The following is a 24,885-nucleotide window of genomic DNA, read 5'->3' as shown; positions in this document are numbered from 1 at the left end:
CTTTCCATCACAACGCACGGATCGCCGCAACGGACCCCCTTGCCGCTTACCGCCCACGAACATCGGGATTGCCGAGGCCGGCGTTGCGGGCCTGGATGATGGCCTGGGCCCGGTCGGCGACCTGGAGTTTGGTGAAGATCGTGGAGACGTTGTTCGCGACGGTTTTCGAGGCCAGGCCGAGTTGCTGCCCGATCGCCGCGTTCGGCAACCCGGCGGCCAGCAGGTCGAGGATCTCGCGTTCGCGGGCCGTCAGCTCGGGGAACGGTTCGGCGGGTGCCGGCGGAGCGGCGAAAAAGCCGAGCACCCGGCGCGCGACGCCCGGGCCGAAGATTGCCTCACCGGCCGCGACCGCCCGGATCGCGCGAGCGATCTCCTCCTGCTCGGCACCCTTGACCAGGTAGCCCCGCGCCCCCGCACGCATCGCCGCGAACACGGAGTCGTCGTCCTCGAACATCGTCAACGCCAGCACCGCCACCTCGGGCGCCACCCGGGCGATCTCGCGAGTCGCCGCGAACCCGTCGAGATCGGGCATCTGCAGATCGAGCACGGCCACATCGGGTTTCGTGGTGACGACCTCGCGCACCGCCTCGCGACCGGTGGTCGCGACCCCGACCACCTCGATCCCGGGCAATGACGACAGCAACGCCGTCAGCCCGGCGCGGACCACCGGATGGTCGTCCGCAAGCACCACCCTGATGTCGTTCACTCCCATGGCGTTCACGACTTCACCAGCGGCAGCGTTGCCCGCACCCGGCCGCCATGCTCCGACGGCCCGGCCTCGAACCGGCCGCCCAGCTCCGCCGCCCGCTCGCGCATGGCCTGCAGCCCGACACCCGGTTTCCACGCGCCGTTCGGCGGCCCGTCATCGGTGACCTCGATCTCCAGCTCGGCACCACACCGCAGTGCCAGTACGGCGTTCGTGGCGCGCGAATGCCGTACGACGTTGGTCAGCGCCTCGGTGGCGATCCGGTACGCCGCAACCTCCAGCGCGGCCGGTAACGCGGGCAACCCCTCGGCTGATACCTCGACCGTGACCGAAGCGCCATCCGCTCGCCAGGACAGCTGATCCGCCCGCTGCCGCAAGGCGCCGGCCAACCCGAGCTCGTCCAGCGCGGGCGGCCGCAGATCGTCGACCAGGCGTCGTACGTCGGCAATCGCGGTGCGGGCATCCGTTCGCAACATGCTCAGCAACTCCGTCGACCGTGCGGCGTCAGTGGAAACCAGGTTGGCGGCAGCGTCCGCGGTGAACGCGATACCGGTCAAGGTGGGACCGAGTCCGTCGTGGAGATCCCGTCGGAGCCGACGACGTTCTTCCTCGCGGGCGGCGACGAGCCGTTCCCGGGACGTCTGCAGCTCCGCGGACAGGCGCGTCGCTTGCACGGCAACCGCCAGCGGTACGGCGACCAGGGAGAGCACGTTCCGATCGGCTGTGGACAACTCGGATTCACCTCGGCGGAGTCCCACCAGCAATGAGCCGACGGCGGTCCCGCCGTACTCGAGATCCACTGGAACCACAGTGCCGGCCACCCCGTCCTCGGCCAGGATCGACCTGTCCGCCTCGACTGCGACGTACGGCAGTCTCAGGGCGGAACGGACGGCCGCGACGACACCGTGCATACCGCCGGCCGGGTTGGTGGAGAGCTGCTCGCCAACGCGGGAGGCGACGCGGGCGGGATCGCGGCGGTCGCCGTACATCGCTCGGTCGACCAGTCGCTGCAGGCGAGGCAGGACGGGTGCGATCAGCAGGGCGACGATCACGGTCACGGCGGCGGATCGGCCGAGCTGGGACGAGATGAACGAGTCCAGGACGGCGACCAGGGCAATATAGGAGCCGACGGCAACTATCGAGAGCAGCGCCCAGGCAAGCGCGCGGGATACGACCAGGCGAATGTCCAGCAGTTGATGCCGGACGATCGCCACTGCCACCGCGATCGGCACCAGCGGAATCGCCAGCAGCACCAGGATCGGAGTGCCGGCCACCAGCGACCAGGGCGTCATGAACGCAAGCACGATCACTGCCGCCAGGAGCAGCCAGAGCAGCTGGCGGCGGCCGGTTTCCGAGGCCCGGCGGTAGCGCAGTACGAGAGCGATGATCGCGAGCAGGAAGACGAGCAGGCCGCGAATCTCGGTCGCGGTCCACAGCGGCTGCCAGGCGTCGTACGACGAGAGGGTGAAGTAGCCGCGGGGACCGTCCTCGAACGGCTTGTCAGGGCTCGTCCCCATCTCTAGTACGAAGAGGGGCGCGGTCACGACGATGCCGATGGCAACGGGTCGCCAGCGGCGCGAGGGCAGGCGTCCGTCCGGGAAGAGGAGGAGCGCGAGCGGCAGGAACAGCCCGATCGACCACGGCCAAGACCACTGGAACACCGTCAGTGCCAGTCGTTGCGCCACCATCGGCGCGGCGCCGTCGTGCAGGGCCTGGACCAGCGGTGCGCCGGCGGCGGTGGTGGCGTGGCCGATGCCGTCGGCCACGAACAGCCAGCCGATCGGGTTCGACGGGCGGTGCCAGGCGATCACCGCGCCGCAGACGGCGAAGGTCAGGCCCATCAGACCGTTGGTCACGACGAAGCTCTCGAGCGCGTCCTGCCAGGTCCACGAGACCACCAGGCACAGAACGACCGCTGCCGCGACCTCGAGGACGGCGAAAGTCCCGAGGCCGCCCGCTAGCACTCGCTTGCCGGCCGTCATGTGGATCAGTGTGCGCCTTGAGGTGTCCCGGCGTCCCGGGAATGCAGTCCTGGATAGCCCGGGCAACCTCCCGGCAGCTGGTGAACGCCGCCCCGGGCGCCGTGCGGGCATCCGCCGCAGGGTGATGGCAGGTCCTTCGATCGAGGGGCGTTTGTCCAGGGGAGGTTCTGATGTCTCGTAAGTTTCGGGCCGGGCTCGTCGTCTTCGGGCTGCTGTCGTTGGGTGATCTGGCCAGTCCGCTGCTGACCGACGGCGAGCACCCGCCGATGTCGATCGCGCTGATCGCGTCGGCCATCGGGCTGATCAGCCTTGTGCTGGTGGTGCTCGCATGGCGTGGCGTACGGCGCGCGGTGGTGCCGTTGATCGTGTTGCGGCTGCTGTCCGCGCTGACCGCCGTACCGGCGTTCTTTGCCGGTGGGGTGCCCGCGGCCGCGATGGTCGTCGCGGGGCTGGCGATTGCGTTGGCTGTTGTTGGTACGGCGCTTGTGCTGGTGCCGGCGCGGCAGTTTGCGGGTGCGCGATGACTGACACGGTGGTTGAGGTCGCCGGCGCTGATACCCGACGGGCCACGCGGTGGTTCGCGGCATTGCTGCTACCGATCGGGCCGGCGGCGGTGGCGCTGCTGCGGTACTTCCTGCCGTACGACACGGCCGACGCCCCCGCGACGATCGTGGGCGACATGTTGGCTCAGCCGGGCCGGATGTCGTTCGTCCTGTGGATGGGGTTCGTCGCGATCCTGACGCTGGTGCCGGCTGTGTACTTCGTCGGGCGGCTGACCCGGCGGCGGGCTCCGCGGCTCACAGCGGCGGCTCTGGTGCTGCTTGTGCCGGGCTATCTGGCACTGCCGTGGCTCGCGTCGTCGGACTACTACGTTTGGGCCGGTGGCAAGGCGGGGCTCGACGCCGGCGCGATCACGCGCATGTACGAGACGATTCATCCGACGGTCGACGTGGCCGGGGTGGTCTTCGTACTCGGGCACGTCCTCGGGACCGTGCTGCTTGGTGTCGCGCTCTGGCGGGCGCGGGTGGTCGGTCGGTGGGCGGCGGTCTGCACGATCGTGTCGCAGCCGATCCACCTGGCCGCGGTGATCGTCGCGAGCCACACGCTCGACCTGTTCGGCTGGGGATTGCAGGCCGTCGGATTCGCCGCGGTGGGGTGGGCGATTCTCCGGCTCCGCGACGACGACTGGGATCTGCCTCCGCTCCGCTAGTTATCCACAGGGAAGGGCTTTGGGAGCCCGGGGTGCGCCTCGGGCGTCCTAGGGTGGGCGCTATCGGTTGCCACGGGTGGAGGAGCGCGGGTGAAGACGCAGGATCGGTCGCTGGACGATGACGAGCGTGCGATGGCGGATCTGGCCGACGTGCCCGATTGGACCCGGCTCTGGGGGCCGGTCGAGGTGGGGCGGGCAGGGGTCGTCGCGTTGGCGCAGCGGGTTTCGGCGGCCACGGGGTGGTTGCCCTGGCCGATCGAGGAGTCGACCGAGATCGATCCGGACCAGAGTTCGTGGGGGTTGATGACCCGGCGCGAGACGTTGATGCAGGTTTATCCCGGTGTGGTGTTGCCGGAGAGCCCGCGCAGTGGCTGGTCGGCGTACCAGATCGCTCCGGCGGAGATCCCGCTCGCCGAGCAGGGGCTGGACCAATATTGGCCGCGTCATGTCGAGCTCGCCCGCAGGCATTGGGGCGAGCCGGCGTACGTCGGCATGCTCGGGCAGCCGGAATTCCCGGGCGGTCCCGGCCAGGTCGCCGACGGGCGGCGGCATCTCGCCGTGTGGTTGCGACGGGGTGCCGAGTTCCACCTGTACGCCGAGCAGCCAGAGGCCGATTCGCCGACCCGGGCCGTCGGGATCAACTACTCCGTCTACGCCGCCGAGGTGACGCGATGAGTGCCGAGCAGGAGATCTTCAACGAGTTCAAGGCCTTCGGGCGCGGGATGAGCTCGTTGCTCAAGGCAATGCACAAGCGAGTCCAGGCGCGGCAGCAGGCAGCGGCGCGGGAGGCCCATCTGCGCGTTCTCGTCGATCACTTCGTTCGCGAGCGGCTGCGCGACAGCCGCCGCAGTGACCCGGATCTCGACCGCACCATCGACCGGCACAACCCGCCCGGGCCCGACCACGACCGGCGGCTCGGCGAGCACGCCCGGGACGGGGTGAACGGCCCTGACCCCGAGCGCGAGGCCGAGCTGGACCGCGAGCGGGAGGAGCGCGACGAGCAGCGGGAAGACCGCGAGGAAGAGCGCGACGACCGGGAGGAAGAACGCGACGACCAGGACGAAGAGCGCGAGGACCAGGACGAGAATCGCGGCGACGACCGGGACGAGCAGCGCGAAGAGCGGGAAGAGGAGGCCGAGAGCGAGAACGAGAACGACGACACCAACCAGCCGCAGGCCCAGCCCGAGCTCGACGCCCAGCAGGACCTCGATCCGGGCCGCGATCCCGAGCACGAGCGCGAGAAGGCCAAGGAGCGCGAACGCGACCGCGAGCGGGACGACCTGGCCCCCGACGCCGTCGACCCGGCCCTGGCGGCGGGCGCGGCCGGGGCAGCGGGTGCCGCGGCGCTCCAGGCGCAGAGCGAGCTCGACAATAACCAGCTGGATGAGCCCGCGCGGACCGAGCCCGAGCAGGAGACCAGCGGACCCGAGGCCGAAGCGCCGGACCAGGTCGACCGGGACATCACGGCCGGGCCGGAGGCCGCGCCCCTAGCCGGGCCCGACCCCCAGGCGGTCGACGAGCTGCGCGACGCCAAGGTCGAAGAAGCGCACACAAACGAGCCGCCGGCAGGGCCCAATCTCGAGGTCGCCGACAAGGAGCCGGAGACCACCAAGGAAGCGCAGTCCGAGGCCGAGGAGACCGTCGACCGGACGGAGGAGACCGAGCGGGAGGTGACCGAGCTCGAGTCCGATCCGGCGTCCCCGTATGCCTCCGATGAGACGAAGCTCGAGGCCGAGACCGCGTCCGAGGTCGAGACCGGCGTTGACTCCGAGTACGACGCCGAGACCGCGTCCGGGGTCGAGACCGACCCCAACGCGCCGTCCCCCTACGTTTCCGAAGAGGTCGAGTCCAAGGGCCCAGAACTCGACAACGAAGGCGTGAATCCGTACGTCTCCGATGGCGAACCGGTCACCGCACAAGAGGCCGCGAACAACCAGCCTGGCCAGACCCAGCTCACCCAGGCCCAACTGCGCCAAGGGCAGCAGGGACAGCCGGGAGCGGAGCAGCCGGGGCGGAAGGGGCTGCAGGACCAGCAAGGTCAGACGGCCACAGCGCAGCACGCTCAGCCGGCCCGATCACCCGAGATGAACAGGCTGCACGAGATGGGCGTCGGCGGCGTATCCCCGGCCGCAGGCGCTGCCCAACGGCCAGGACAGGCTCCATCGGCACAGTCGCACGCCGGTACGACCCCCGGCGCGCACCACCAACGCGCCCAGCAGACCGGCAAGCAGCAACAAGCCGGCAAGGAGGTCTAGGCCGGAGCTAGTAAACGATGGCCTGAGCGTCCGGGGTGAGGATCTCCTCGGTGAACGTAGGCGCCCCGGCGACGCGCACGCCGGGGAGCAGATCCGCCTCGCTCAGCTCCCGCCTCTTCGCGCACTGGGTGCAAACGGTCAGCGTGCCTCCAGCCAGCACCGCCGCCAGCAAGTCACTCAGCGGCGCCGCATGCGGCAGGTCGAACTGCTCCGCCCGTCCGGGCACGGCGAACCAGACCGCCTCGCCGGTGAGCCAGAGCGAGACGGGTGCTCCGGAGGCGAGGGCCGAGGCGGCGACGGTGAAGGCCTGGTTGGCCCGCTCCGCCTCGTCCGAGCCTGCGGTCAGTTTGATCACCAGGGTGCGCGACATCACCACAGCGTAGTCACGGACCGGCCGCGCGCATCCCCTAGACTGTGGCCGTGCTGCACGTCGTCTTCACCTCGCTGCTGGTCCTGGTCACCCTTTTCATGGGGTGGTTCTCGGCCTTCGTCGTCTACCGGCTCTATCGCGGCCGGTCCTGATCGGCGCCCTGATGGCCTTCGAGATCCCGCAGGACCTGCACCCCGACCTGATGCCGCTCGCGTGGCTGCTCGGTCGCTGGGAGGGCCGCGGCCACGGTGAGTACCCGACCATCGACAAATTCGAGTTCGGGCAGCAGATCGACTTCAGCCACAACGGCAAGCCCTACCTGCACTACGTCAGCCAGACCTACATCGTCGGCGAGGACGGCACGAAGCAGCGCCCGCTCGCGGTCGAGACCGGCTTCTGGCGGCCGAAGCCCGAGGGCAAGCTCGAGGTCGTGCTGGCCCATCCGACCGGCTTCGCCGAGGTTTGGTACGGCGAGATCGACGGCGCCAAGATCGAGATGCGCACGGACGTCGTCGCGCGCACGGCCACGGCCAAAGAGGTCAGCGCCGGCCACCGGCTGTACGGCTTGGTCAAGGGCGAGCTGATGTGGGCGTACGACATGGCCGCCGAAGGCCACCAGTTGCAGCCCCACCTCTGGGCCACCCTGATCCGCGCCTAACTCTCGGAAATCCAGGAGTACTCCACCTTCGGACGCCCACTGCGCCCTTCGTAGCGCTGCGTCCGCAAGGCCTGTCCCTGGTCGGCCAGGTGTTCCAAGTACCGCCTGGCCGTAATACGCGAAGTGCCGAGCTCTGTCGCGATTTCCTCCGCAGTCCAGCCTTCGCGATCACCGAGCAGCCGAACCACCCGCTCCAGCACCGACCCGGCCAAGCCCTTGGGAACGCTCGAGTTCTCCGGACGCACCACCGGCCGGAACAACCGATCGACCTCGTCCTGGTCCGCCACAGTCCGCCCAGCCGTCGCCGAACGCCTCTGCCGGGCGTAAGCTGTCAACCGGTCACGGAGCGTTTCGAAGGCGAACGGCTTCAAGACGTACTGCACAACGCCAATCCGGGCCGCGGCTTGTACGGAGGCCACCTCCCGGGCAGACGTCACCGCGACCACGTCGGTACCTAGACCGGCAGCACGCATACGTCGTACGACGTCCAGGCCGTGGCCGTCGGGGAGGTTCATGTCGAGTAGTACCAGGTCGATCTGGCCCTGGGCGAGCGTTTGGATGGCGTGGGCTGCCGACCCGACTACGCCGACGCAGGCGAATCCCGGTAGCCGGTCGACGTACGTGCGATGGGCCTCGGCGGCGATCGGGTCGTCCTCGACCACCAGCACGCGCAGGTCTTCAGACACCGCTCACCGCCCTCGGCAGCCGGACCCGCACGGTCAGCGCGGGCAGGTCGTCGATCTCCGAGTCGGGATCGACCATCAGCTGACCTTGCCAGCGTTCGACCGTACTGCGCACTAGCGCGAGCCCCAGACCATGCCCGGGCTCGGCCTTTGTACTCCAGCCACGGTCGAACATCCGCGCCAGATCGGTGGCCCCCAGCTCCGCACCGGTGTTCGTGACGGCCAGATCGACGTACTCGCGGGTGGTTCGGGCGACGAGCTCGACCCGACGTGGCGCCGTACCACCTCGGGCAGCCTCGATCGCGTTGTCCAGCAGGTTTCCGACGACGGTGACGACGTCCTGCGCCGGCAGCCGGACATCGAGTGGTTCCGAGCCGAGATCGAGACCGAGCAGTACGCCGCGCTCCTGCGCCTGCGCGAGTTTGGCCAGCAGCAGCGAAGCCAAGACGGGATCGCCGACCGTGCCGACGACCCGGTCGGTCATCGCCTGAGCCAACTGCAACTCGGAGACGGCGAACTCGCGGGCCTTGTCCGGCTGGCCGATCTCGATCAGGCTGACCACCGTATGCAGGCGGTTCGACGCCTCATGGTTCTGCGCCTGCAGGGATTCGGCCAGACTCCGCACGGCGTCGAGCTCACCGAGAAGCCGCTGCAGCTGGGTGTGATCTCGCAGCGTGACGATGCGCCCGCCATCGGCCGTCTGGGCCGGGAGTTGGTTCACCACGAGCACGCCGTTCGCGCCCAAATGCAGTTCGTCGTACGCCGTGCGGCCCTCGGTGAGCAGGTTTGCCAGCGTGGCCGGCAAACCCAACTCGGCAACCCCTGTCCCGGGCGGTACGTCGTGCAGGCCGAGCAGGCGCCGCGCCTCGTCGTTCACGAGTTGAACCTGCCCGGAGGCGTCGAGCAGCAGCAGGCCTTCGCGGGCCGCGTGCAGCACGCCCTCGTAGAAGTCGAGCATCCAGGCGAGCGTCTGGGTCCCCTTACCGCGAGTGGAGCGGCGAACCCGCCACGAGACCAGCGCGTTGCCGGCGATCGAGATGCCGAGCATCAGGCAGGCCAGGCCGAGCAGCGACCGCAATTCCGGCCGGGTCAGCTCCCACCAGCCCGGCGCGGGAACGCCGGCGACGGCGGCCGCGCGGTCCGCTTGTTCCTTGGCCAGCACGATCGAGGTGCTGCAGACCACCAGGATCAGGAGCGCGACGGTCCACGCCTGGAGCCAGAGCACCTGGCGTCGCAGCTCGCTCGGGCGGCGCATCACGTACGCCATTGTGCCGCTGTAACCGTCGGCGTGCCGACAGTAAGGACAAGAACGCGAACGATATGAACGAAATCTGCACTTCGCCTGTGCGTCACGTCACAGTTACCTGAGCAACGGTCCCCAGGCCAGGCGCTGCCCCAAGGAGAAGCCCTATGTCCAGTACTACCGCCCCACGACCGACACCAGTACGTAACGACCGAACGCACTTCCTGTACATCGCCGTCATCGTCGCCGTCATTCTCGGCATCGGCGTCGGACTGCTGTTCCGTGATTTCGCGGTCGAGCTCAAACCGCTCGGCACCGGCTTCGTGAACCTGATCAAGATGATGATCAGCCCGATCATCTTCTGCACGCTGGTGCTCGGCATCGGCTCGGTCCGCAAGGCCGCGAGTGTCGGCAAGGTCGGTGGCCTTGCCCTGGCGTACTTCATGACCATGTCGACCGTTGCCCTCGGCATCGGTCTGGTGGTCGGCAACCTGGTCAAGCCCGGCAGCGGTCTGAACCTGACCCCCGAGGCGGCGAAGGCCGGACAGAGCCAGGCGACCGGCTCGGAGAGCACGACCGACTTCCTGCTGCACATCATTCCGAAGACGATCGTGTCGGCGCTGACCGAAGGCGCCGTGCTGCAGACCGTCTTCGTGGCCTTGCTGGTCGGCTTCGCGTTGCAGTCCCTCGGCCGTGCGGGTGATCCGATCGTGCGCGGTATCACGCACATCCAGCGGCTCGTCTTCAAGATCCTGTCGATGATCATGTGGGTGGCCCCGATCGGCGCGTTCGGCGCGATCGCGGCCGTGGTCGGCGCTACCGGCACCGACGCGCTCGTGAGCCTGGCCAAGATCATGCTGGCCTTCTACATCACCTGTGCAATCTTCGTGGTGGTGGTTCTGGGGACCATCCTCCGCGTCGTGACCGGTCTGAACATCTTCCAGCTGTTGAGGTACCTGGGCCGGGAGTTCCTGCTGATCGTCTCGACCTCCTCCTCCGAGACCGCCCTGCCGCGCCTGATCGGCAAGATGGAACACCTCGGCGTCGAGAAGGGTGTTGTCGGTATCACCGTGCCGACCGGCTACTCGTTCAACCTGGACGGCACGGCGATCTACCTGACGATGGCCTCGCTGTTCATCGCCGAGGCCATGGGCCAGCCGTTCTCGGTGGGTCAGCAGGTGTCACTGCTCGTGTTCATGATCGTCGCCTCGAAGGGTGCGGCCGGTGTCACCGGTGCGGGCCTCGCGACGCTGGCCGGCGGTCTGCAGTCGCACCGGCCGGACCTGGTCGACGGTGTCGGCCTGATCGTCGGTATCGACCGGTTCATGTCCGAGGCGCGGGCGCTGACCAACTTCGCCGGTAACGCCGTAGCGACCGTACTGGTCGGCCACTGGGTCGGGTTGTTCGACAAGGAGCAGGCGCTGCAGGTGTTCGCAGGCGACGATCCGTTCGACGAAGCGGCCTTCGCAGCCGGTGACACGCACGCCGGCGATGTGCCCCTGGAACCGAAGGGAATGCCCGCTCCGGCCCTTGCGGGTGACGTCTCCTAAAGCAAGTAAATCGGCGTGGGTGGCGACATGCGGCATGTCGCCACCCTTTCGCCTTCTAGAATGCCTTGGTGTTTCTAACCCCTCAGCTCGTTCCGGCAGGCCACTGCTGATGGACTCGAGCAACCACTGGTACGGACATGCGCACATCCTGTCGGCGTACTGCGGGCTCGATCCCGCTAAGCCGCCACGGATCGCCGGCGTGCTCCAGCACGGCTGGAACGTGCTGCACGGCTTCGGGCCGGGGCACGAGCCACCGCTCGGCTTCGTGAAGTACGTCTGGTCCGACGTGGCCAGGCGGCGGGGGCAGGCGATCGGCTGGCGTGACTACGCCGTCATCGGATCGCCCTGGGCCTACCTCCTGGAGCAGGAGACCGAGCTGCCCGACAAGCGCGAGGGCACCATCTTCTACCCGTTCCACACCTGGGAGCAGGGCAGTGTCGAGGGCGACCACAACGAGCTGATCGCGTCCATCCGGGCCACCGAACCCGGCCCGGTGACGATCTGCCTGTACTGGATCGAGTACGACATGGCCGACGTCCGCGGCGCCTACGAGGACGCGGGCTTCCGGGTGATCTGCCATGGCCAGCGCGGCACTCTCTGGCAGGGAACGAACACGCGATTCCTGCACGGACAGCTCGCCGAACTGCGCAAACACGAGCGGGTCGCCTCGAACCGGCTGTCGACCGCGCTGTTCTACGGCGCCTCCGTCGGCTGCGATGTCGGGGTCTACGGGCCCGCGATGGACTTCGTCGAGGACCGTGGCGGCTTCGACGCCAAGCACTACGTGCAGCGGCTGTATCCGGACCTGCACAAGCCGTTCGTCGATCGTGATCTGATGGCTGCGGTGACGCGGGCGGAGCTCGGGCTGGACAACCTCCTGAGCCCGGCCGAGCTGACTTTCGAACTGGGGTGGAGTGCGCGATGAGTGACCAAGACGTTCCGGCTTCCGTACAGCTGATCGGTGGCGAGCTGCCGACCTGGTCGGATTTCGACTCGCCGTGGCCGGTCCCGCATCCTGGTGCCCAGTTCCCGGTGGTCGCCGAGGCCCTGGCCGGCCGTAATCGCGTCCTGCTGGCCGGACCGCACGGGCCCGAGCTGGTCGGCGCTGTCCTCTCCATCGGCCTGTCGAGCGACACTGACGTCACCTGCCTCGTTAGGTCCATCCCGGACGCCAAGACCCTCGCCGAGCGTTTCGACGGCCAGAAGGTCACAGTGGTCTGCGGAAGCCTCGAGAGGTTCAAGGACGGCACCTTCGACGCAGTAGTCGCACTGGACGACGTACGCCGCCTGTACTCGCCGGAAGGCCCTGAGCCCACCTTTGCCACCGGTACGACGGACTTGCGTCGGCTGTTGGCGTCAGACGGCGTGCTGGTCCTTGCCGTCGAGAACGAGCTGGGCGCGCACAGGTTGTCCGCGAAGACTCAGCCCGAGACCGACCACACGACTCCTGCATGGGACAAGCCGTCCAGTGCCGACGAGACGCGTCCGCAAAGCGCAGGCGAGCTCTTGGCGGTCGTAGGCGCTCCCGCCGCCTGGCCGCTCTACCCGACCCTGACGTCTCCCACTGTGGCGTGGGGTCCTGCGGCCGCTGTGGTCGACCGGAACACCTATGCGGGCGTGCTGGCGGCACTGTCGGCCCGGGCCTCAGAGGTCCTCGAGCACCGCCCGATGGCCCGCGACCCGTACTTGCTGCTCAGGCGTATCTGGCGCGCAGGACGATTCGAGGAGCTCGCTAGCGGTTGGCTTGTCGTCGCCGGTGCATCGACGCCGATCGTGCCGTCGCCGGACCTGATCGCCCACGTGGCCGACGTCGCCGAGCCCATCCGGTACGTCGATGGCGTGCCGCGGTATGGCGGGGGACAGCCGTTGCCGTCCGGCGCACTCGTCTCGGATCTGCTCCTGCAGGCCGTCGTTGCGCCCGATCAGCAGCGCCTTCGCGCCGAGATCGCGTCGTACGCCGCCTGGCTCGGCACGCTCGCGGCTCCGGGTCATGCTCGCGCCGACCAGGTCGTGCGGACCACCGACGGCGCGTACGCGTTCCTCGCATTGGCGCCCGAGCACGGCAATGCGTACACGGCTGAGGAACAACTCGTCGCGAGTATCGCCGTACTGGTGGATCAGACCGAGCGGCACGGATATCGCCGGACCTGGCCGTCGTACCTGACCGCGCCCGAGGCCGTGGCGTGGGTGGCGGCGATGCGGGGTGCGCCGGTCGACCAGGCAGTGCTCGACCGGTTGACGGCCGGGCTGGTGGCGACGACTGCCACGGCCGAGGTGGGCGTCCGGCAGCGCGAGGAGTCGAACGCGTCCCGCGCCCGCTGGTTCGAGGGCAAGCTGGCGACCGCGGAGAAGCAGCTCGAGCCGCTGCGCAAGGAGATCACCAAGCTCAAGGCCGAGGTGGCCACGGCCAAGGCGCAGAAGGCCAAGGTCGAGAAAGACCTCAAGGCCCTGCGCAACTCGCGAACCGTGCGGATCGGCCGAATCGTCGGCGCGCCCGCACGCAAGTTGCGCAAGGCCTTGCGCGGGAAGTAGTGGTCAGCGGCGCTTGCGCAGCTGCTTGGAAATGTTGCGGTGGACGACCGGGGGCAGCCAGTCCTTGGCCACCCGCCGCAACCCGGTCCGCGGCTTGGCCGGCGTCGCGGTCGGCTTGGCCGACTTGGGCGCGGCCGGGCCGGTCGGTGCCGGCGCCGGGGCCGGGGTTGCCTTTGCGGCCGGAGCTGGTGCTGCCGGGGCGGCCGCGGGCTTCGGGGGAGTCACCAGGGGTGCCTTCACCCGGAGCACGGTGTGGCCGGCGATCTCCTGGCTGACCGCCCAGGCGCCCGGTTCACCCTCGGTCCACTTGACCATCTCGGCCTGGACCTCGGCGGGATCACCCCAGGTGCCGTACAGCTTGGACTCGGTGACGCAGATCGGCCGCAGCCCCTTGGTCAGCACGCCTTCCCACACCGCCGCCGCGACACCGGGCGTGTGCTCGGCCCGGAAGTCGTCGAACACCACGATGCCGTCCGGCTGCAGCAGTTTGCGGGCCGAGTCGACGTCACCCGCGACGTGTTCGTAGAGGTGGGAGGCGTCGATGTGGACGAAGCGGGCCGAGCCGGATGGCACGTGGTCGACGATCTCGAACGACGGCGCCTTGATCACGACCGGCAGTTCGTCGTGGAAGCGCAGGTAGTTCGCCTCGAAGGCGTCCTGCGTCAGCGTCGCGTAGGAGCCGCTCGTCTCGGCGTTGTTCGAGGCATCGGGAGCATCCGCGCCGAACAGGTCGAGCACGGTGAAGGTCTCACCCTCGGCTAGATAGGCGCCGATCAGGACAGTGCTCTTACCCAGGTAACAGCCGACCTCGACGAGGTTGCCGGTTTCACCGCGGTCGAGCTGGCGCTTCAGCAGCCAGCTGAACAGACGACGGTCGGATGGGTTGAACCAGCCTTTGATCGATTCCAGGTCATGTTCCAGCTGTGTCCTGGCAGTGTCAGACATGCAGGGGACCGTAGCAGCGGTGCGGGCCGGATGCGAAGGTTTCCGCGCGTTTGGCATCTCGATCTTGCCTCAGTCGATACCGGCGGCCTCCCCGGTGGAGACCGGCCTACTATTGGTGACATGTCCAGCTATCGCAGTCCCCTGCTCGATCTGCCCGGTGCCGTTCAGGCCGACGGCCTGGACGCGGGGGTGGCGGCGCACTACGGCTCCGACCTGCGTGAGCAGCGTGCGCTGGCGGCCGGTTCGAGCTTCGTGGACCTCTCCCATCGTGACGTGGTGACGATCGCCGGGCCCGACCGGCTGACCTGGCTGCACGCGATCACCACCCAGTTCTTCGAGGGTCTCAAGCCCGGTACGTCGACCACCGCGCTGGTGCTGTCGCCGACCGGCCGGGTCGAGCACGCGATGTACGGCGTGGACGACGGCGAGACCTTCTGGCTGCACACCGAGCCTGGCGCGGGTGCTGCCCTGATCGGCTGGCTGACCTCGATGGTGTTCATGTCGCGGGTCGAGATCACCGATGTCACTGCCGACTACGCGATTGTCTGGCGACCGGGAGCGCCTGCCGCCGGTGGGCCGGTCACCCGGGCGGCAGCCGATTCGCTTGGCGGGCATGAGGTCTTCCTGCCGCGCGCGGAGCTGGCCTCGCTGGAGGGACCAGCGGCCGGCGTCTGGGCGTACGAGGCGCTCCGGATCGAGGCGGGCGCACCCCGGCTCGGCCTCGACACCGACGACAAGTCCATCCCGAACGAGCTTGGCTGGCTCAACGTCGCCGTCCATCTCGAGAAGGGCTGCTACCGCGGTCAGGAGACCGTGGCTCGCGTGCATAACCTCGGCCGGCCGCCGCGCCGCCTGGTCCGGCTGCACCTCGACGGCTCGGTCGACCATCTCCCGGCCCATGGCAACGCGATCCAGCTCGACGGCAAGACCGTTGGGTACGTCGGATCCGCCGCGCGGCACCACGAGCTCGGCCCGATCGCGCTCGCGCTGGTCAAGCGGTCGACCCCCGCGGACGCCGTACTGCAGGTGGTGGCCGAGGAGCAGCCGACGGTGATGGCCACCCAGGAGGCGCTGGTCGATCCCGAGATCGGGCTGCACGTCCGCGCCCGGTTGTGAGCTCCGTGTGAGCCTCGTGTGAGCTGAACCACTGTCCATAGTGGTCTGGGATGTAAGGCGATCACCTATCGTTTGGTCGTGACCGAACCTGTGATCGTGGCCGATATCGTCCGCAACGACTTCGTCGAGGGCCATCACTACGGCTCCGTCGTGGTGACCGCCCCGGACGGAAGCGTCGAGTGGTCCGTCGGCGTGGTGGACCGGCCGATGTTCCCGCGCTCCTCGAACAAGCCGATGCAGGCGCTCGGCATGCTGCGCTCCGGCCTGGTGCTCGACGGCCGGCTGCTCGCGCTCGCCGGCGCGTCCCACTCGGGCGAGTCGATCCACCTGGACGGCGTTCGGGAGATCCTCGCCGGCGTCGGGCTGGACGAGTCGGCGCTGCAGACCCCCGCGGCGTACCCGATCGACGACGACACTCGCGATGAGTGGATTCGCGCCGGGCACGGCAAGGACCCGATCACGATGAACTGCTCGGGCAAGCACGCCGCGATGCTGGCGACGTCCAAGACGAACGGCTGGGACCTCGCGACGTACCGCGCGCCGGAACACCCTGTGCAGCAGGCGATCCGGACCGCCATCGAGGACAGCGCCGGTGAGAAGGTCGCGGCTGTCGCGATCGACGGTTGTGGTGCGCCGCTGCTCGCGATCAGCCTGGCCGGGCTGGCCCGCTCGTTCGGCCTGTTCGCCGCGGCCGCGCCGGACAGCCTCGAAGGACGGATCGCCGACGCCTTCCGCTCCTTCCCCGAGTACGCGAGCGGCACCCGTCGCGACGAGACCGAGCTGATGCACGCCGTACCGGGTCTGCTTTGCAAGGCCGGTGCCGAGGCGGTGTACGCCGTTGGGCTACCGGATGGGCGGGGGATCGCGCTGAAGATCGACGACGGTGGTGTCCGGGCTCGCAAGGTGGTGATGGCCTCGGCGCTGCAACGCCTCGGTCTCGATGGCCCGGTGATCGAGGGGCAGCTGCGCGAGCCTTTGCTCGGTGGCGGTCGGCCGGTCGGGTCGGTCCACGCTGCTAGCAGCGTTACTGGTTAGCGTTAACGTTTTCCCCTTGTTTCATTGAGGTTTCAGGCTTGTTCGGCCTGAGGTGACTCAGTTCACGGCCAGCCTGCTTGCAATTGCAAGCAGGCTGCAAGCATGATGGGGCTATGGCCTCGTTGGGTGATCGCGTCGGATCGGTGGGGGAGTACCTCGCCGAACAACGCCGGCATGCTCAACTGACCTTGAGGCAGCTGTCCGACCTGGCCGGGGTGTCCAACCCCTACCTGAGTCAGATCGAGCGAGGACTTCGCAAGCCGTCGGCCGATGTGCTGCAACAGCTCGCGAAGGCCCTGCGGATCTCCGCCGAAACGCTGTACATCCGGGCCGGCATTCTCGACCCGGACGACAACGCCGACCCGGCCGAGCGCCGGATCGACGTGGTCGAGGCGGTGCTGCTCGACCCGGTGCTGAACGAGCGCCAGAAGCGGGTCCTGCTCGATGTGTACGCGTCCTTCGTGCGTGAGAACGAAGCGAGCGAACCACCTGCCGAACCATCCCCTGCTGCCGCCGTGAAGCCACGCAAGGCTGCCGCCAAGGCACCTCGCAAGGCCGCGACGACGAAGAAGAACGGCCGGACCTCACCCCGGGCCTGATCGCCGGGCCGATCGTTCGAATCCATCGCACACCATCTTTAGGAGAACGCCTGATGCCCACGCTGACCAAGTCCACCGTCACCCCGCTGTACGCCCTGGCCGGTGCCGGCGACCTCGCCGTCGAGAAGCTGCGCGAGGTGAGCGCCGACGCGACCGTCCGGATCGCCGCGCTCAAGGACCAGCCGAAGACCGTGCAGACCGAGCTGTCCAAGGTGCAGACCGAGCTGGCCAAGGCCCAGGCCGAGCTGACCAAGCGCTTCGAGTCCCTCGCCGCCGAGGCCAAGACCGTGCCGGCCCAGCTCAAGGAGCTGCCGGGCATCGTGCAGGCGAACCTGACCACCGTGCAGGCCAACCTGACCACCGTGCTCGGCCAGGCCGAGGAGACGTACGACGAGCTGGCCGGTCGCGGCAAGGACCTCGTCACCCGGATCCGCAGCCAGAAGGCCACCGAGGACCTCGAGGCCCAGGCCAAGTCGACCGTGAGCAAGGCCAAGGCCACCCGGACCACCGCCCGCAAGGCGACCGAGTCGGCGACCCGCAGCGCCAAGTCCACCGTGACCAGCGCCCGCAAGACCGCCAAGAGCGCGAGCAAGGCCGCCACCGACGCCGCCGCCAAGGTCGGCGACTGATCACGGTTTTTCAGTGGTCGCGATCTCGTCGCTGAGAGCATCGCGCCGATCGCTGATCGTGGTTGTTCTGGAGCTTTGATCGTGGAAGGGTTGTTCTGTCTGCCAACCAGCAGGCGAGGGCAACCCTTTCACTGCGTTAGGCTCGGGTCATGATCTCACTCGCGACTTTCCCGAACCTGTTCCCGGGCTTCGGCGGTCCGGTCGAGATCGTCTGGTGGGCGCTGCTCGGTCTCAAGCTGATTGCGCTGATCGACGCCGCCTTCCGGCCGCGCAGCGTGTTCCTGCGGGCGGACAAACTCACCAAACCCGGCTGGGTGCTGATCCTCGCCGCCTTCAGCCTGTCGCACATCTTCCAGGGTGTGCTCAGCTTCTTCGGCCTGTTCGGCATCGTCGCCGCCGCGGTCTACCTGGTCGACGCCCGGCCGGCGTTGCGCGAGGCCGCTGGGCGGGGCCGAGGCGGTTGGGGCATTCGCCGCCGCCGTGGACCCCGCCCGCTCTGACGTTCGTTTTTGAGTGGCCGGCGTCAGGACCAGTAGACGACGACCTTGTCGCCGACGTTGACCTGGTCGAAGAGCCACTCGATCTTCTGCAGATCGCGGACGTTCACGCAGCCGTGTGAGGCGCCGTTGTAACCGCGCGCGGCGAAGTCCGAGGAGTAGTGCACGGCCTGCCCACCGCTGAAGAACATCGCGAACGGCATCTTCGAGTCGTACAGCTTGGAGACGTGCTTCCGGCTCTTCCAGTTCACGCTGAACAGGCCCTCGCGGGTCCGGGTGGCTTTCGCGCCGAAGCGGACGTCCATGCTGCTGATGACCTTGCCGTTCACGACATACCGCAGTTTGCGGGTGGACTTGTCGATGCAGAGCACCCGGCCGGTGGCGCAGCGCGGGTCCAGCTTCTTGCCGTTGACGATCGGCGCCGGCGGGAACAGCTCCTTCTGCGTCGGCTCGTGGGTGGCGGCCTTGAGCTTGTCCCAGGTGTTCTGGTCGACATAGCCGAGGGCGGGAATGCCCTGCGAGGTCTGGAACTTCTTCACAGCGCCTCGGGTCATCGTGCCGAAGGAGTCATCCAGGTACTGCGGGTCGAGCAGCTTCAGCTGGATCAACCGGGCCTCGATCTTCCGGACGGCCAGGCCGTTGGAGTCGAGCTTCCAGAGCGCCTTCGGATAGATGGGCAACTCGCCGCTCACCTCGAACGGCACCGTCTTCACCCCACCAGCCCGCGGCACCTGCTGTTCCGTTTGTCCTTGTGCCTTGGTCTGACCGCCATCCGCCCGCGCAGAAACGGCAACCCCCGCCGCAACCAACCCCAGCGCCCCGGCAACCACCGTCGCCGTAGTCAGCACCTTCCCAAAAAACCGCATCCCAGCCCCCAAGCCATCGAATCCCGCTATACACACGTAAGACGCCCCCCACCCCAATCTGGTTTGCCCAAACCCCAACAGAATTCCCGACCCGTCAACTTCCCCCACGCAGCCACGCCGACAACACGCCCACCACCCTGCCGCCCAGCACCACCCCGCCAACACCGGCACCACCCGGTGGATCGGCATCCCCCAAGCCCTGCGTCGATTGGTCTGGATTCGCCCGCTGCGAGGCGGTTCAGTTTTCGGAATCAGTCCGTGCGGGCGAATCCTGACGAATCGTCGCTAATGCCGGTCCACGAATATCCTTCCCCGGATGCTTTTCGGCGTACGACGGCCAGAACGGTCCGGGCAGGCGGGGTTCGGGGCGGGCCGTTAGCGTCGATTCGTCAGGATTCGCCCGCGCGGCCTTGGTCGGAATACTCAACGCCCTAGCAGCGGGCGAATCCAGACCAATCGACGCAGTGCTTAGGGGATGCGGCTCGCGAGCGCCTGCCGGTGTTGGCGTGGTGGCGGGGTGCGGGCGTTGCCGGGGGTGGCGGGGGCAGGATGGGGGGATGCGGATTGAGGTGCGAGAAGTGGATATTACGACGGTGGTGGTGGATGGGGTTGTTAATGCGGCCCATCACTCGTTGCGCGGGGGTGGTGGGGTGGATGGGGCGATTCATCGGGTCGGTGGGCCGGCGATTTTGGCGGAGTGCGTCGAGCGGTATCCCGATGGGATCAAACCCGGTGAAGCGGCATGGACGACGGCCGGGGAGCTCCCCGCGTCGTACGTCATTCATGTGGTCGGGCCCAATTACAACGCCGGCCAGCGGGATCCGGAGACGCTCGCGTCCTGCTATCGCAACGCCCTGCGGATAGCCGATGAGCTAGGGCTCAAGACGCTTGCGCTGCCGGCAGTCTCCGCCGGGATCTACGGATGGCCCGCGCAATCGGCCGCCGATATCGCCGTACAGACCATCAGCACCACCCCGACCGCGGTCGAAAAGGCCATCTTCTGCCTGATCGAGCCCCGCCTGGTCAAAGCGTTCAGCCGAAGCATGAAAAGCATGAAGGGTGGCCCCCCACCGGGGAACCACCCTTCATGAAAAGCAAACGACCAGGAAACTACGAGCGGTAGACGATCACCTTGTCGTTGATCTTGGTGCGGGCGTACATCCAGGCGATGGCCTCGCGGTTGCGCATGTTCACGCAGCCGTGGGAGGCGCCGGCGTAGCCGCGGGCGCGGAAGTCGGCCGAGTAGTGAATGGCCTGACCGCCGCTGAAGAACATCGCGTACGGCATCGCCGACCCGTACTGCCGGGAGACGTGGTGACGCGACTTGCGGTACACCTTGAAGACGCCCTGCCGGGTCGGCGTCGCCGGGCCGCCGAAGCGCGCGTCGGCCGACTTCAGCACCTTGCCGTTCAGCATGAAGACGACCTTGCGGGTGGTCTTGTTGACGCACAGGATGCGGCCCGCGGCCAGGCACCGCCGGTCGATCTGCAGCTTGCCTCTGACGATGGCCGATGAAGACGTCGTCGCGGCCGGAGCAGTTTTCGCCGCAGGCACGGCCCCACCAGTCGGCGCGGCATGGGCCTGCGTGCTCGCGGCCATCAGGCCGCTGCCCATCACTGCCGCTGCGACTGTCGCGGCGCCGAACTTACGAAGAATGCTCATGGTCCGTTCCTTCCCCCAACTGTGTGAGTGTTCAACAGGTAGACGTCGCGCAAGTGGATCCGGTTCGACCCAGAAGGTCACGAAACCGAAACTTTCCCCCGCCGGTTTCGTGACCCTGGTCAATCATCCACTTGAACGACGCGCTAGTGCCCTGGCGCCGGCGATTCTTCGGCGCTTGGCACTCAGCTCTTGTTCTTGGCGCGTCCCAGCTTGGCGCGGTCGACCTGCGACAGCGCGACCTTGCGGATCCGGATGGCGGTCGGGGTGACCTCGACGCACTCGTCCTCGCGGCAGAACTCCAGCGACTGCTCCAGCGACAGGTTGCGCGCCGGCACGAGCTTCTCGAACTCGTCGGCGTTGGACCGGACGTTGGTCATCTTCTTCTCGCGGGTGATGTTCACGTCCATGTCGTCGGCGCGGGAGTTCTCGCCGATGATCATGCCCTCGTAGACATCCGTGCCCGGCTCGCAGAACATCGTGCCGCGCTCCTGCAGGTTCACCATCGCGTACGACGTGGTGACGCCGGTGCGGTCGGAGACCAGCGAACCGGACGGACGCGTCCGCAGGTCGCCGAACCACGGCTCGTAACCCTCGAAGACGTGGTGCGCGATACCGGTACCGCGGGTGTCGGTGAGGAACTCGGTGCGGAAGCCGATCAGGCCACGGGCCGGCACCAGGAACTCCATCCGGACCCAGCCGGTGCCGTGGTTCGTCATCTGCTCCATCCGGCCCTTGCGGACGGCGAGCAGCTGCGTCACGGTGCCGAGGTACTCCTCGGGGCAGTCGATGGTCAGACGCTCGACCGGCTCGTGCTTCTTGCCGTTGATCTCACGGGTGACGACCTGCGGCTTGCCGACGGTCAGCTCGTAACCCTCGCGGCGCATCTGCTCGACCAGGATGGCCAGCGCCAGCTCACCACGGCCCTGCACCTCCCACGCGTCGGGACGCTCGGTCGGCAGGACCTTGATCGACACGTTGCCGACCAGTTCCTTGTCCAGCCGGTCCTTGACCAGGCGGGCGGTGACCTTGGTGCCCTTGACCCGGCCGGCCAGCGGCGAGGTGTTGGTACCGATGGTCATCGAGATGGCCGGCTCGTCGACCGTGATCAGCGGCAGCGGCTTCGGGTTCTCCGGGTCGGTCAGGGTGTCACCGATCATGATCTCGGGAATACCCGCGATCGCGCAGATGTCGCCCGGTCCGGCCGATTCGCCCGGCACCCGCTCGAGGGCCTCGGTGATCAGCAGTTCGGTGATCTTGACCCGCGAGATCGAGCCGTCGTGGCGGCACCAGGCGACCTGGGCGCCCTTCTTCAGCGTGCCCTCGTGCACCCGGACCAGCGCGAGCCGGCCGAGGAACGGCGAGGCGTCCAGGTTGGTGACGTGGGCCTGCAGCGGCGCGTCCTCGGTGTACGTCGGGGCGGGCACGTTCGCCATGATCGTCTCGAACAGCGGCTCGAGGTCCTCGGAGTCCGGCAGCGAACCGTCGGCGGGCTTGTTCAGCGAGGCGCGACCGGCGCGGGCCGAGGCGTACACGACCGGGAAGTCGAGCGCGCTCTGGTCGGCGTCGTGGTCGAGCAGGTCCATGAACAGCTCGTACGTCTCGTCGACGACCTCGGAGATGCGCGAGTCGGGCCGGTCGACCTTATTCACGACCAGGATCACCGGCATCTTCCGCGCCAGCGCCTTGCGCAGCACGAACCGGGTCTGCGGCAGCGGACCCTCGGAGGCGTCCACCAGCAGCACGATCGCGTCGACCATGGACAGGCCGCGCTCGACCTCACCACCGAAGTCGGCGTGACCAGGGGTGTCGATGATGTTGACCGTGACGGTCTCGCCACTGGCCATCTTGTGCCGGACGGCGGTGTTCTTCGCGAGAATGGTGATGCCCTTCTCGCGCTCGAGGTCGCCGGAGTCCATCGCACGTTCGTCGACGTGCTGGTGCGCGCCGAAGGCACCGGACTGCCACAGCATCGCGTCGACGAGGGTGGTCTTCCCATGGTCGACGTGGGCCACGATGGCCACGTTGCGCAGATCATTACGGGTGGGCATGCGAAAGCACTCCAGTGCAACTCGGGGGTCAGGCAACGTCGTTGGCGGGCCCCTGAAAGGTGCGGGCGCAGCCGTCCCATGGTACGGCGAGTGAGCGCCAACCGGCGAATCGCCGCCTCCGCGTGTGTGTTATTGCACGCCCTCGACTACACGCGGTGAACCTTGTGTTGCGCGGCTTGGGCCCGCGGGCGAACCGTCAGCCGGTCGATGTTGACGTGTGCGGGCCGGGTGGCGACCCAGCCGACGATGTCCGCGACGTCCTCGGCGGTGAGCGGTTCGGCCACTCCGGCGTACACCGCGTCGGCCTTCGCCTGGTCGCCCTCGAATCGGGTCAGCGCGAATCCCTCGCTGCGGACCATGCCCGGCGCGATCTCGCACACCCGCACGGGCTGGTCGTACAGCTCCAGCCGCAACGTGTCGACGATCGCCTTCGCGGCGTGCTTGGCCGCGACGTAGCCGCCGCCGCCTTCGTACGCGACCTGGCCGGCGGTCGAACCCATCACGATGATCTGGCCCTCGCCCGCGATCAGTGCGGGCAATAGCGCCTTGGTGACCGCGGCGACGCCGATGACGTTCACCTCGAACATCCGCCGCCAGGCCTCGAGATCCGCCTCGGCCACCGGCTCGAAACCGAAGGCGCCACCCGCGTTGTTCAGCAGTACGGCGACTTCGTTGCCCGCGGCAACGGCCAGGGCGGCGACATCCTCGGCGGAGGTGACGTCGCACTGGACCGCGCGGCCGTCGATCTCCTTCGCCAGCGCCTCGATCCGGTCCAGCCGCCGGGCCGCGCAGATGACCTCGAACCCCTCGGCCGCGAGCCGCCGGGCCGACGCGGCCCCGATCCCACTGCTCGCACCCGTCACCACCGCGATCGGCCTCACCTCAATGCTCATGCCTCCAGTCTGCCTGCTCCGCTCGCCTGGCCCGAACGCGGATCAGCAGGCGGGCATACCCTGGAGGGGTGACCTTCGATCCCCGGCTGGACCGCCCACCGCTTCGGCGGGTCGCGATGATCAGCCTGCACACGTCACCGCTGGACCAGCCCGGCACGGGTGACGCCGGCGGGATGAACGTGTACGTCGTCGAGTTGTCCAAACAGCTCGCTGGCCTCGGCATCGAGGTCGACGTGTTCACCCGCGCGACATCGTCGGCTCAACCGCGCCAGGTCGAGGTGCTGCCCGGAGTGACCGTGCGGAACGTCGCGGCCGGGCCTTTCGAGGGCCTCAGCAAGAACGATCTGCCAGCCCAGCTCTGTACGTTCGCGCGGTCCGTCCTGCGCGCCGAGGCGGTCCGCGAGCCGGGCCACTACGACGTGATCCACTCGCACTACTGGCTTTCCGGCCAGGTCGGCCTGCTCGCCCGGGACCGCTGGGCCGTACCGCTCGTGCACACCATGCACACGATGGCGAAGGTCAAGAACGCCAGCCTGGCCGAGGACGACAGCCCCGAACCGGCCGCCCGGCTGATCGGCGAGGAGCAGGTGGTCGAGTCCGCCGACCGGCTGATCGCGAACACCGATGACGAGGCCGGCCAGTTGATCGAGCTGTACGGCGCGGAGCCGGCGAAGGTCGGTGTGGTCAATCCCGGCGTCGATCTGGACATCTTCCAGCCGGGTGATCAGGCGAAGGCCCGGGCCGCCGTCGGCGTACCGGCGGACGCGATCGTGCTCGCCTTCGTCGGGCGGATCCAGCCGCTGAAGGCCCCCGACGTGCTGATCCGGGCGGCCGCGCGGCTGCTCGACGATGACCCCACGCTGCGCGACAGGCTGGTGGTCGCGGTGATCGGCGGACCGTCCGGCAATGGGCTGGAACATCCCGAGGCCCATGCCGAGCTGGCCCGCCGGTTAGGCGTCGACGACGTGACGCGATTCGTGAAGCCGATGGCCCGCGAAGGCCTGGCCGATTGGTATCGGGCCGCCACGGTCGTCTGCGTTCCGTCGTACTCGGAATCGTTCGGGCTGGTCGCGCTCGAGGCCCAAGCCTGCGGTACGCCGGTCGTGGCGGCGGCCGTCGGTGGTCTGACCACGGCGGTGGCGGACGGTCAGACGGGTCTGCTGGTGGAGGGGCATGCCGTGGGCGACTTCGCCGACGCGCTGCGCCGGATCGCGACGGACCCGGGCGTTCGCGACAAGATGAGCCGGGCGGCGGTCGAACACGCGCGCGGATTCGGCTGGGAGCTGACCGCCGAACGCACCCTGGCGGCGTACGGTCTGGCCCAGGATTCCCTGGCGGCAGAGGTGGCCGCGGAGCTCGCGCCTTCCTAAGACACAGGGCCTGAGACCAGGGTGCGACGACGAGAG

General features: G+C 68.4%; 25 protein-coding genes. 15 read left to right on the top strand and 10 right to left on the bottom strand.

Annotation, left to right across the window (positions count from 1 at the left end; translation table 11 throughout):
* Positions 1-46: 46 nt before the first annotated feature.
* Positions 47-712, bottom strand: coding sequence for a response regulator transcription factor (locus OG394_RS20795; RefSeq protein ID WP_328996851.1), 666 nt, complete (start codon positions 710-712; stop codon positions 47-49).
* 5 nt (positions 713-717) lie between these two features.
* Positions 718-2,688, bottom strand: a complete 1,971-nt coding sequence (locus OG394_RS20790) for a sensor histidine kinase (protein WP_328988667.1) — start codon at positions 2,686-2,688, stop codon at positions 718-720.
* A 170-nt stretch (positions 2,689-2,858) separates the two neighbouring features.
* On the opposite strand from OG394_RS20790, the gene OG394_RS20785 reads away from it, so the two are divergent.
* From OG394_RS20785 to OG394_RS20770, 4 genes are all read left to right on the top strand, one after another.
* Positions 2,859-3,212 carry a hypothetical protein gene (locus OG394_RS20785; protein WP_328988666.1) on the top strand — a complete coding sequence of 118 codons (354 nt, stop codon included), beginning with the start codon at positions 2,859-2,861 and terminating at the stop codon, positions 3,210-3,212.
* The gene (locus tag OG394_RS20780) at positions 3,209-3,898 is read left to right on the top strand and encodes a hypothetical protein (protein WP_328988665.1); all 690 of its coding nucleotides are present in this window, start codon (positions 3,209-3,211) and stop codon (positions 3,896-3,898) included. The genes OG394_RS20785 and OG394_RS20780 overlap by 4 nt, the downstream gene beginning before the upstream one ends.
* Before the next feature lie 90 nt (positions 3,899-3,988).
* Positions 3,989-4,573, top strand: a complete 585-nt coding sequence (locus OG394_RS20775) for a hypothetical protein (RefSeq protein WP_328988664.1) — start codon at positions 3,989-3,991, stop codon at positions 4,571-4,573.
* Complete coding sequence (locus OG394_RS20770; RefSeq protein WP_328988663.1) at positions 4,570-6,153, top strand: hypothetical protein; 1,584 nt, start codon at positions 4,570-4,572, stop codon at positions 6,151-6,153. The genes OG394_RS20775 and OG394_RS20770 overlap by 4 nt, the downstream gene beginning before the upstream one ends.
* Before the next feature lie 7 nt (positions 6,154-6,160).
* Here OG394_RS20770 and OG394_RS20765 read toward each other — a convergent pair whose 3' ends face one another.
* A complete protein-coding gene (locus tag OG394_RS20765) occupies positions 6,161-6,523 on the bottom strand; it encodes a DsrE family protein (RefSeq protein ID WP_328988662.1) in 363 nt (120 codons plus the stop codon).
* Positions 6,524-6,686: 163 nt separating this feature from the next.
* Between OG394_RS20765 and OG394_RS20760 the strand changes: the two genes are divergently transcribed.
* Positions 6,687-7,181: an FABP family protein gene (locus tag OG394_RS20760; RefSeq protein ID WP_328988661.1), complete on the top strand. Its 495-nt coding sequence runs from the start codon at positions 6,687-6,689 to the stop codon at positions 7,179-7,181.
* Here OG394_RS20760 and OG394_RS20755 read toward each other — a convergent pair.
* Entirely contained in the window at positions 7,178-7,867 is a 690-nt protein-coding gene (locus OG394_RS20755; RefSeq protein ID WP_328988660.1) for a response regulator, read from the bottom strand. The genes OG394_RS20760 and OG394_RS20755 overlap by 4 nt on opposite strands.
* On the bottom strand, positions 7,860-9,131 hold the full coding sequence (locus OG394_RS20750; protein ID WP_328988659.1) for a sensor histidine kinase: 1,272 nt from the start codon (positions 9,129-9,131) through the stop codon (positions 7,860-7,862). The genes OG394_RS20755 and OG394_RS20750 overlap by 8 nt, the downstream gene beginning before the upstream one ends.
* A 143-nt stretch (positions 9,132-9,274) precedes the next feature.
* Between OG394_RS20750 and OG394_RS20745 the strand changes: the two genes are divergently transcribed.
* The 3 genes from OG394_RS20745 (at position 9,275) to OG394_RS20735 (ending at position 13,189) form a co-directional block, all read left to right on the top strand.
* Positions 9,275-10,657, top strand: coding sequence for a cation:dicarboxylate symporter family transporter (locus OG394_RS20745; protein ID WP_328988658.1), 1,383 nt, complete (start codon positions 9,275-9,277; stop codon positions 10,655-10,657).
* 109 nt (positions 10,658-10,766) lie between these two features.
* Positions 10,767-11,582, top strand: a complete 816-nt coding sequence (locus OG394_RS20740; RefSeq protein WP_328988657.1) for a hypothetical protein — start codon at positions 10,767-10,769, stop codon at positions 11,580-11,582.
* The gene (locus OG394_RS20735; RefSeq protein WP_328988655.1) at positions 11,579-13,189 is read left to right on the top strand and encodes a hypothetical protein; all 1,611 of its coding nucleotides are present in this window, start codon (positions 11,579-11,581) and stop codon (positions 13,187-13,189) included. Before OG394_RS20740 ends, OG394_RS20735 begins: the two co-directional genes overlap by 4 nt.
* Positions 13,190-13,192: 3 nt before the next feature.
* On the opposite strand, the gene OG394_RS20730 is transcribed toward OG394_RS20735, so the two are convergent.
* Complete coding sequence (locus OG394_RS20730; protein WP_328988654.1) at positions 13,193-14,134, bottom strand: class I SAM-dependent methyltransferase; 942 nt, start codon at positions 14,132-14,134, stop codon at positions 13,193-13,195.
* Positions 14,135-14,254: 120 nt separating this feature from the next.
* Between OG394_RS20730 and ygfZ the strand changes: the two genes are divergently transcribed.
* From ygfZ to OG394_RS20705, 5 genes are all read left to right on the top strand, one after another.
* On the top strand, positions 14,255-15,250 hold the full coding sequence (gene ygfZ, locus OG394_RS20725) for a CAF17-like 4Fe-4S cluster assembly/insertion protein YgfZ (RefSeq protein ID WP_328988653.1): 996 nt from the start codon (positions 14,255-14,257) through the stop codon (positions 15,248-15,250).
* 78 nt (positions 15,251-15,328) lie between these two features.
* Positions 15,329-16,285, top strand: coding sequence for an asparaginase (locus tag OG394_RS20720; RefSeq protein WP_328988652.1), 957 nt, complete (start codon positions 15,329-15,331; stop codon positions 16,283-16,285).
* Positions 16,286-16,398: 113 nt separating this feature from the next.
* The gene (locus OG394_RS20715) at positions 16,399-16,884 is read left to right on the top strand and encodes a helix-turn-helix domain-containing protein (RefSeq protein ID WP_328988651.1); all 486 of its coding nucleotides are present in this window, start codon (positions 16,399-16,401) and stop codon (positions 16,882-16,884) included.
* A 53-nt stretch (positions 16,885-16,937) separates the two neighbouring features.
* The gene (locus tag OG394_RS20710; protein ID WP_328988650.1) at positions 16,938-17,513 is read left to right on the top strand and encodes a hypothetical protein; all 576 of its coding nucleotides are present in this window, start codon (positions 16,938-16,940) and stop codon (positions 17,511-17,513) included.
* A 149-nt stretch (positions 17,514-17,662) separates the two neighbouring features.
* Positions 17,663-18,013 carry a DUF2516 family protein gene (locus OG394_RS20705; protein ID WP_328988649.1) on the top strand — a complete coding sequence of 117 codons (351 nt, stop codon included), beginning with the start codon at positions 17,663-17,665 and terminating at the stop codon, positions 18,011-18,013.
* A 23-nt stretch (positions 18,014-18,036) separates the two neighbouring features.
* Here OG394_RS20705 and OG394_RS20700 read toward each other — a convergent pair whose 3' ends face one another.
* Positions 18,037-18,876, bottom strand: coding sequence for a L,D-transpeptidase family protein (locus OG394_RS20700; protein WP_328988648.1), 840 nt, complete (start codon positions 18,874-18,876; stop codon positions 18,037-18,039).
* A 557-nt stretch (positions 18,877-19,433) separates the two neighbouring features.
* Between OG394_RS20700 and OG394_RS20695 the strand changes: the two genes are divergently transcribed.
* Entirely contained in the window at positions 19,434-19,967 is a 534-nt protein-coding gene (locus tag OG394_RS20695) for an O-acetyl-ADP-ribose deacetylase (RefSeq protein ID WP_328988647.1), read from the top strand.
* 19 nt (positions 19,968-19,986) lie between these two features.
* Here OG394_RS20695 and OG394_RS20690 read toward each other — a convergent pair whose 3' ends face one another.
* The 3 genes from OG394_RS20690 to OG394_RS20680 all read right to left on the bottom strand — a co-directional run bounded on the left by OG394_RS20690 (position 19,987) and on the right by OG394_RS20680 (position 23,467).
* Positions 19,987-20,538: a L,D-transpeptidase gene (locus tag OG394_RS20690; RefSeq protein WP_328988646.1), complete on the bottom strand. Its 552-nt coding sequence runs from the start codon at positions 20,536-20,538 to the stop codon at positions 19,987-19,989.
* 182 nt (positions 20,539-20,720) lie between these two features.
* Positions 20,721-22,586 (bottom strand): translational GTPase TypA, encoded by a 1,866-nt coding sequence (gene typA / locus OG394_RS20685; protein WP_328988645.1) that lies wholly within the window; start codon positions 22,584-22,586, stop codon positions 20,721-20,723.
* Positions 22,587-22,732: 146 nt separating this feature from the next.
* A complete protein-coding gene (locus OG394_RS20680; RefSeq protein ID WP_328996850.1) occupies positions 22,733-23,467 on the bottom strand; it encodes an SDR family NAD(P)-dependent oxidoreductase in 735 nt (244 codons plus the stop codon).
* Positions 23,468-23,547: 80 nt separating this feature from the next.
* Here OG394_RS20680 and mshA point away from each other — a divergent pair, with 80 nt between their 5' ends.
* The gene (gene mshA / locus OG394_RS20675) at positions 23,548-24,849 is read left to right on the top strand and encodes a D-inositol-3-phosphate glycosyltransferase (protein ID WP_328988644.1); all 1,302 of its coding nucleotides are present in this window, start codon (positions 23,548-23,550) and stop codon (positions 24,847-24,849) included.
* Positions 24,850-24,885: the final 36 nt, after the last annotated feature.

The organism is Kribbella sp. NBC_01245 (assembly GCF_036226525.1).
In the GTDB taxonomy this organism is placed as follows: Bacteria; Actinomycetota; Actinomycetes; order Propionibacteriales; family Kribbellaceae; genus Kribbella.
This window is presented reverse-complemented; position numbering and strand designations above follow the sequence as displayed.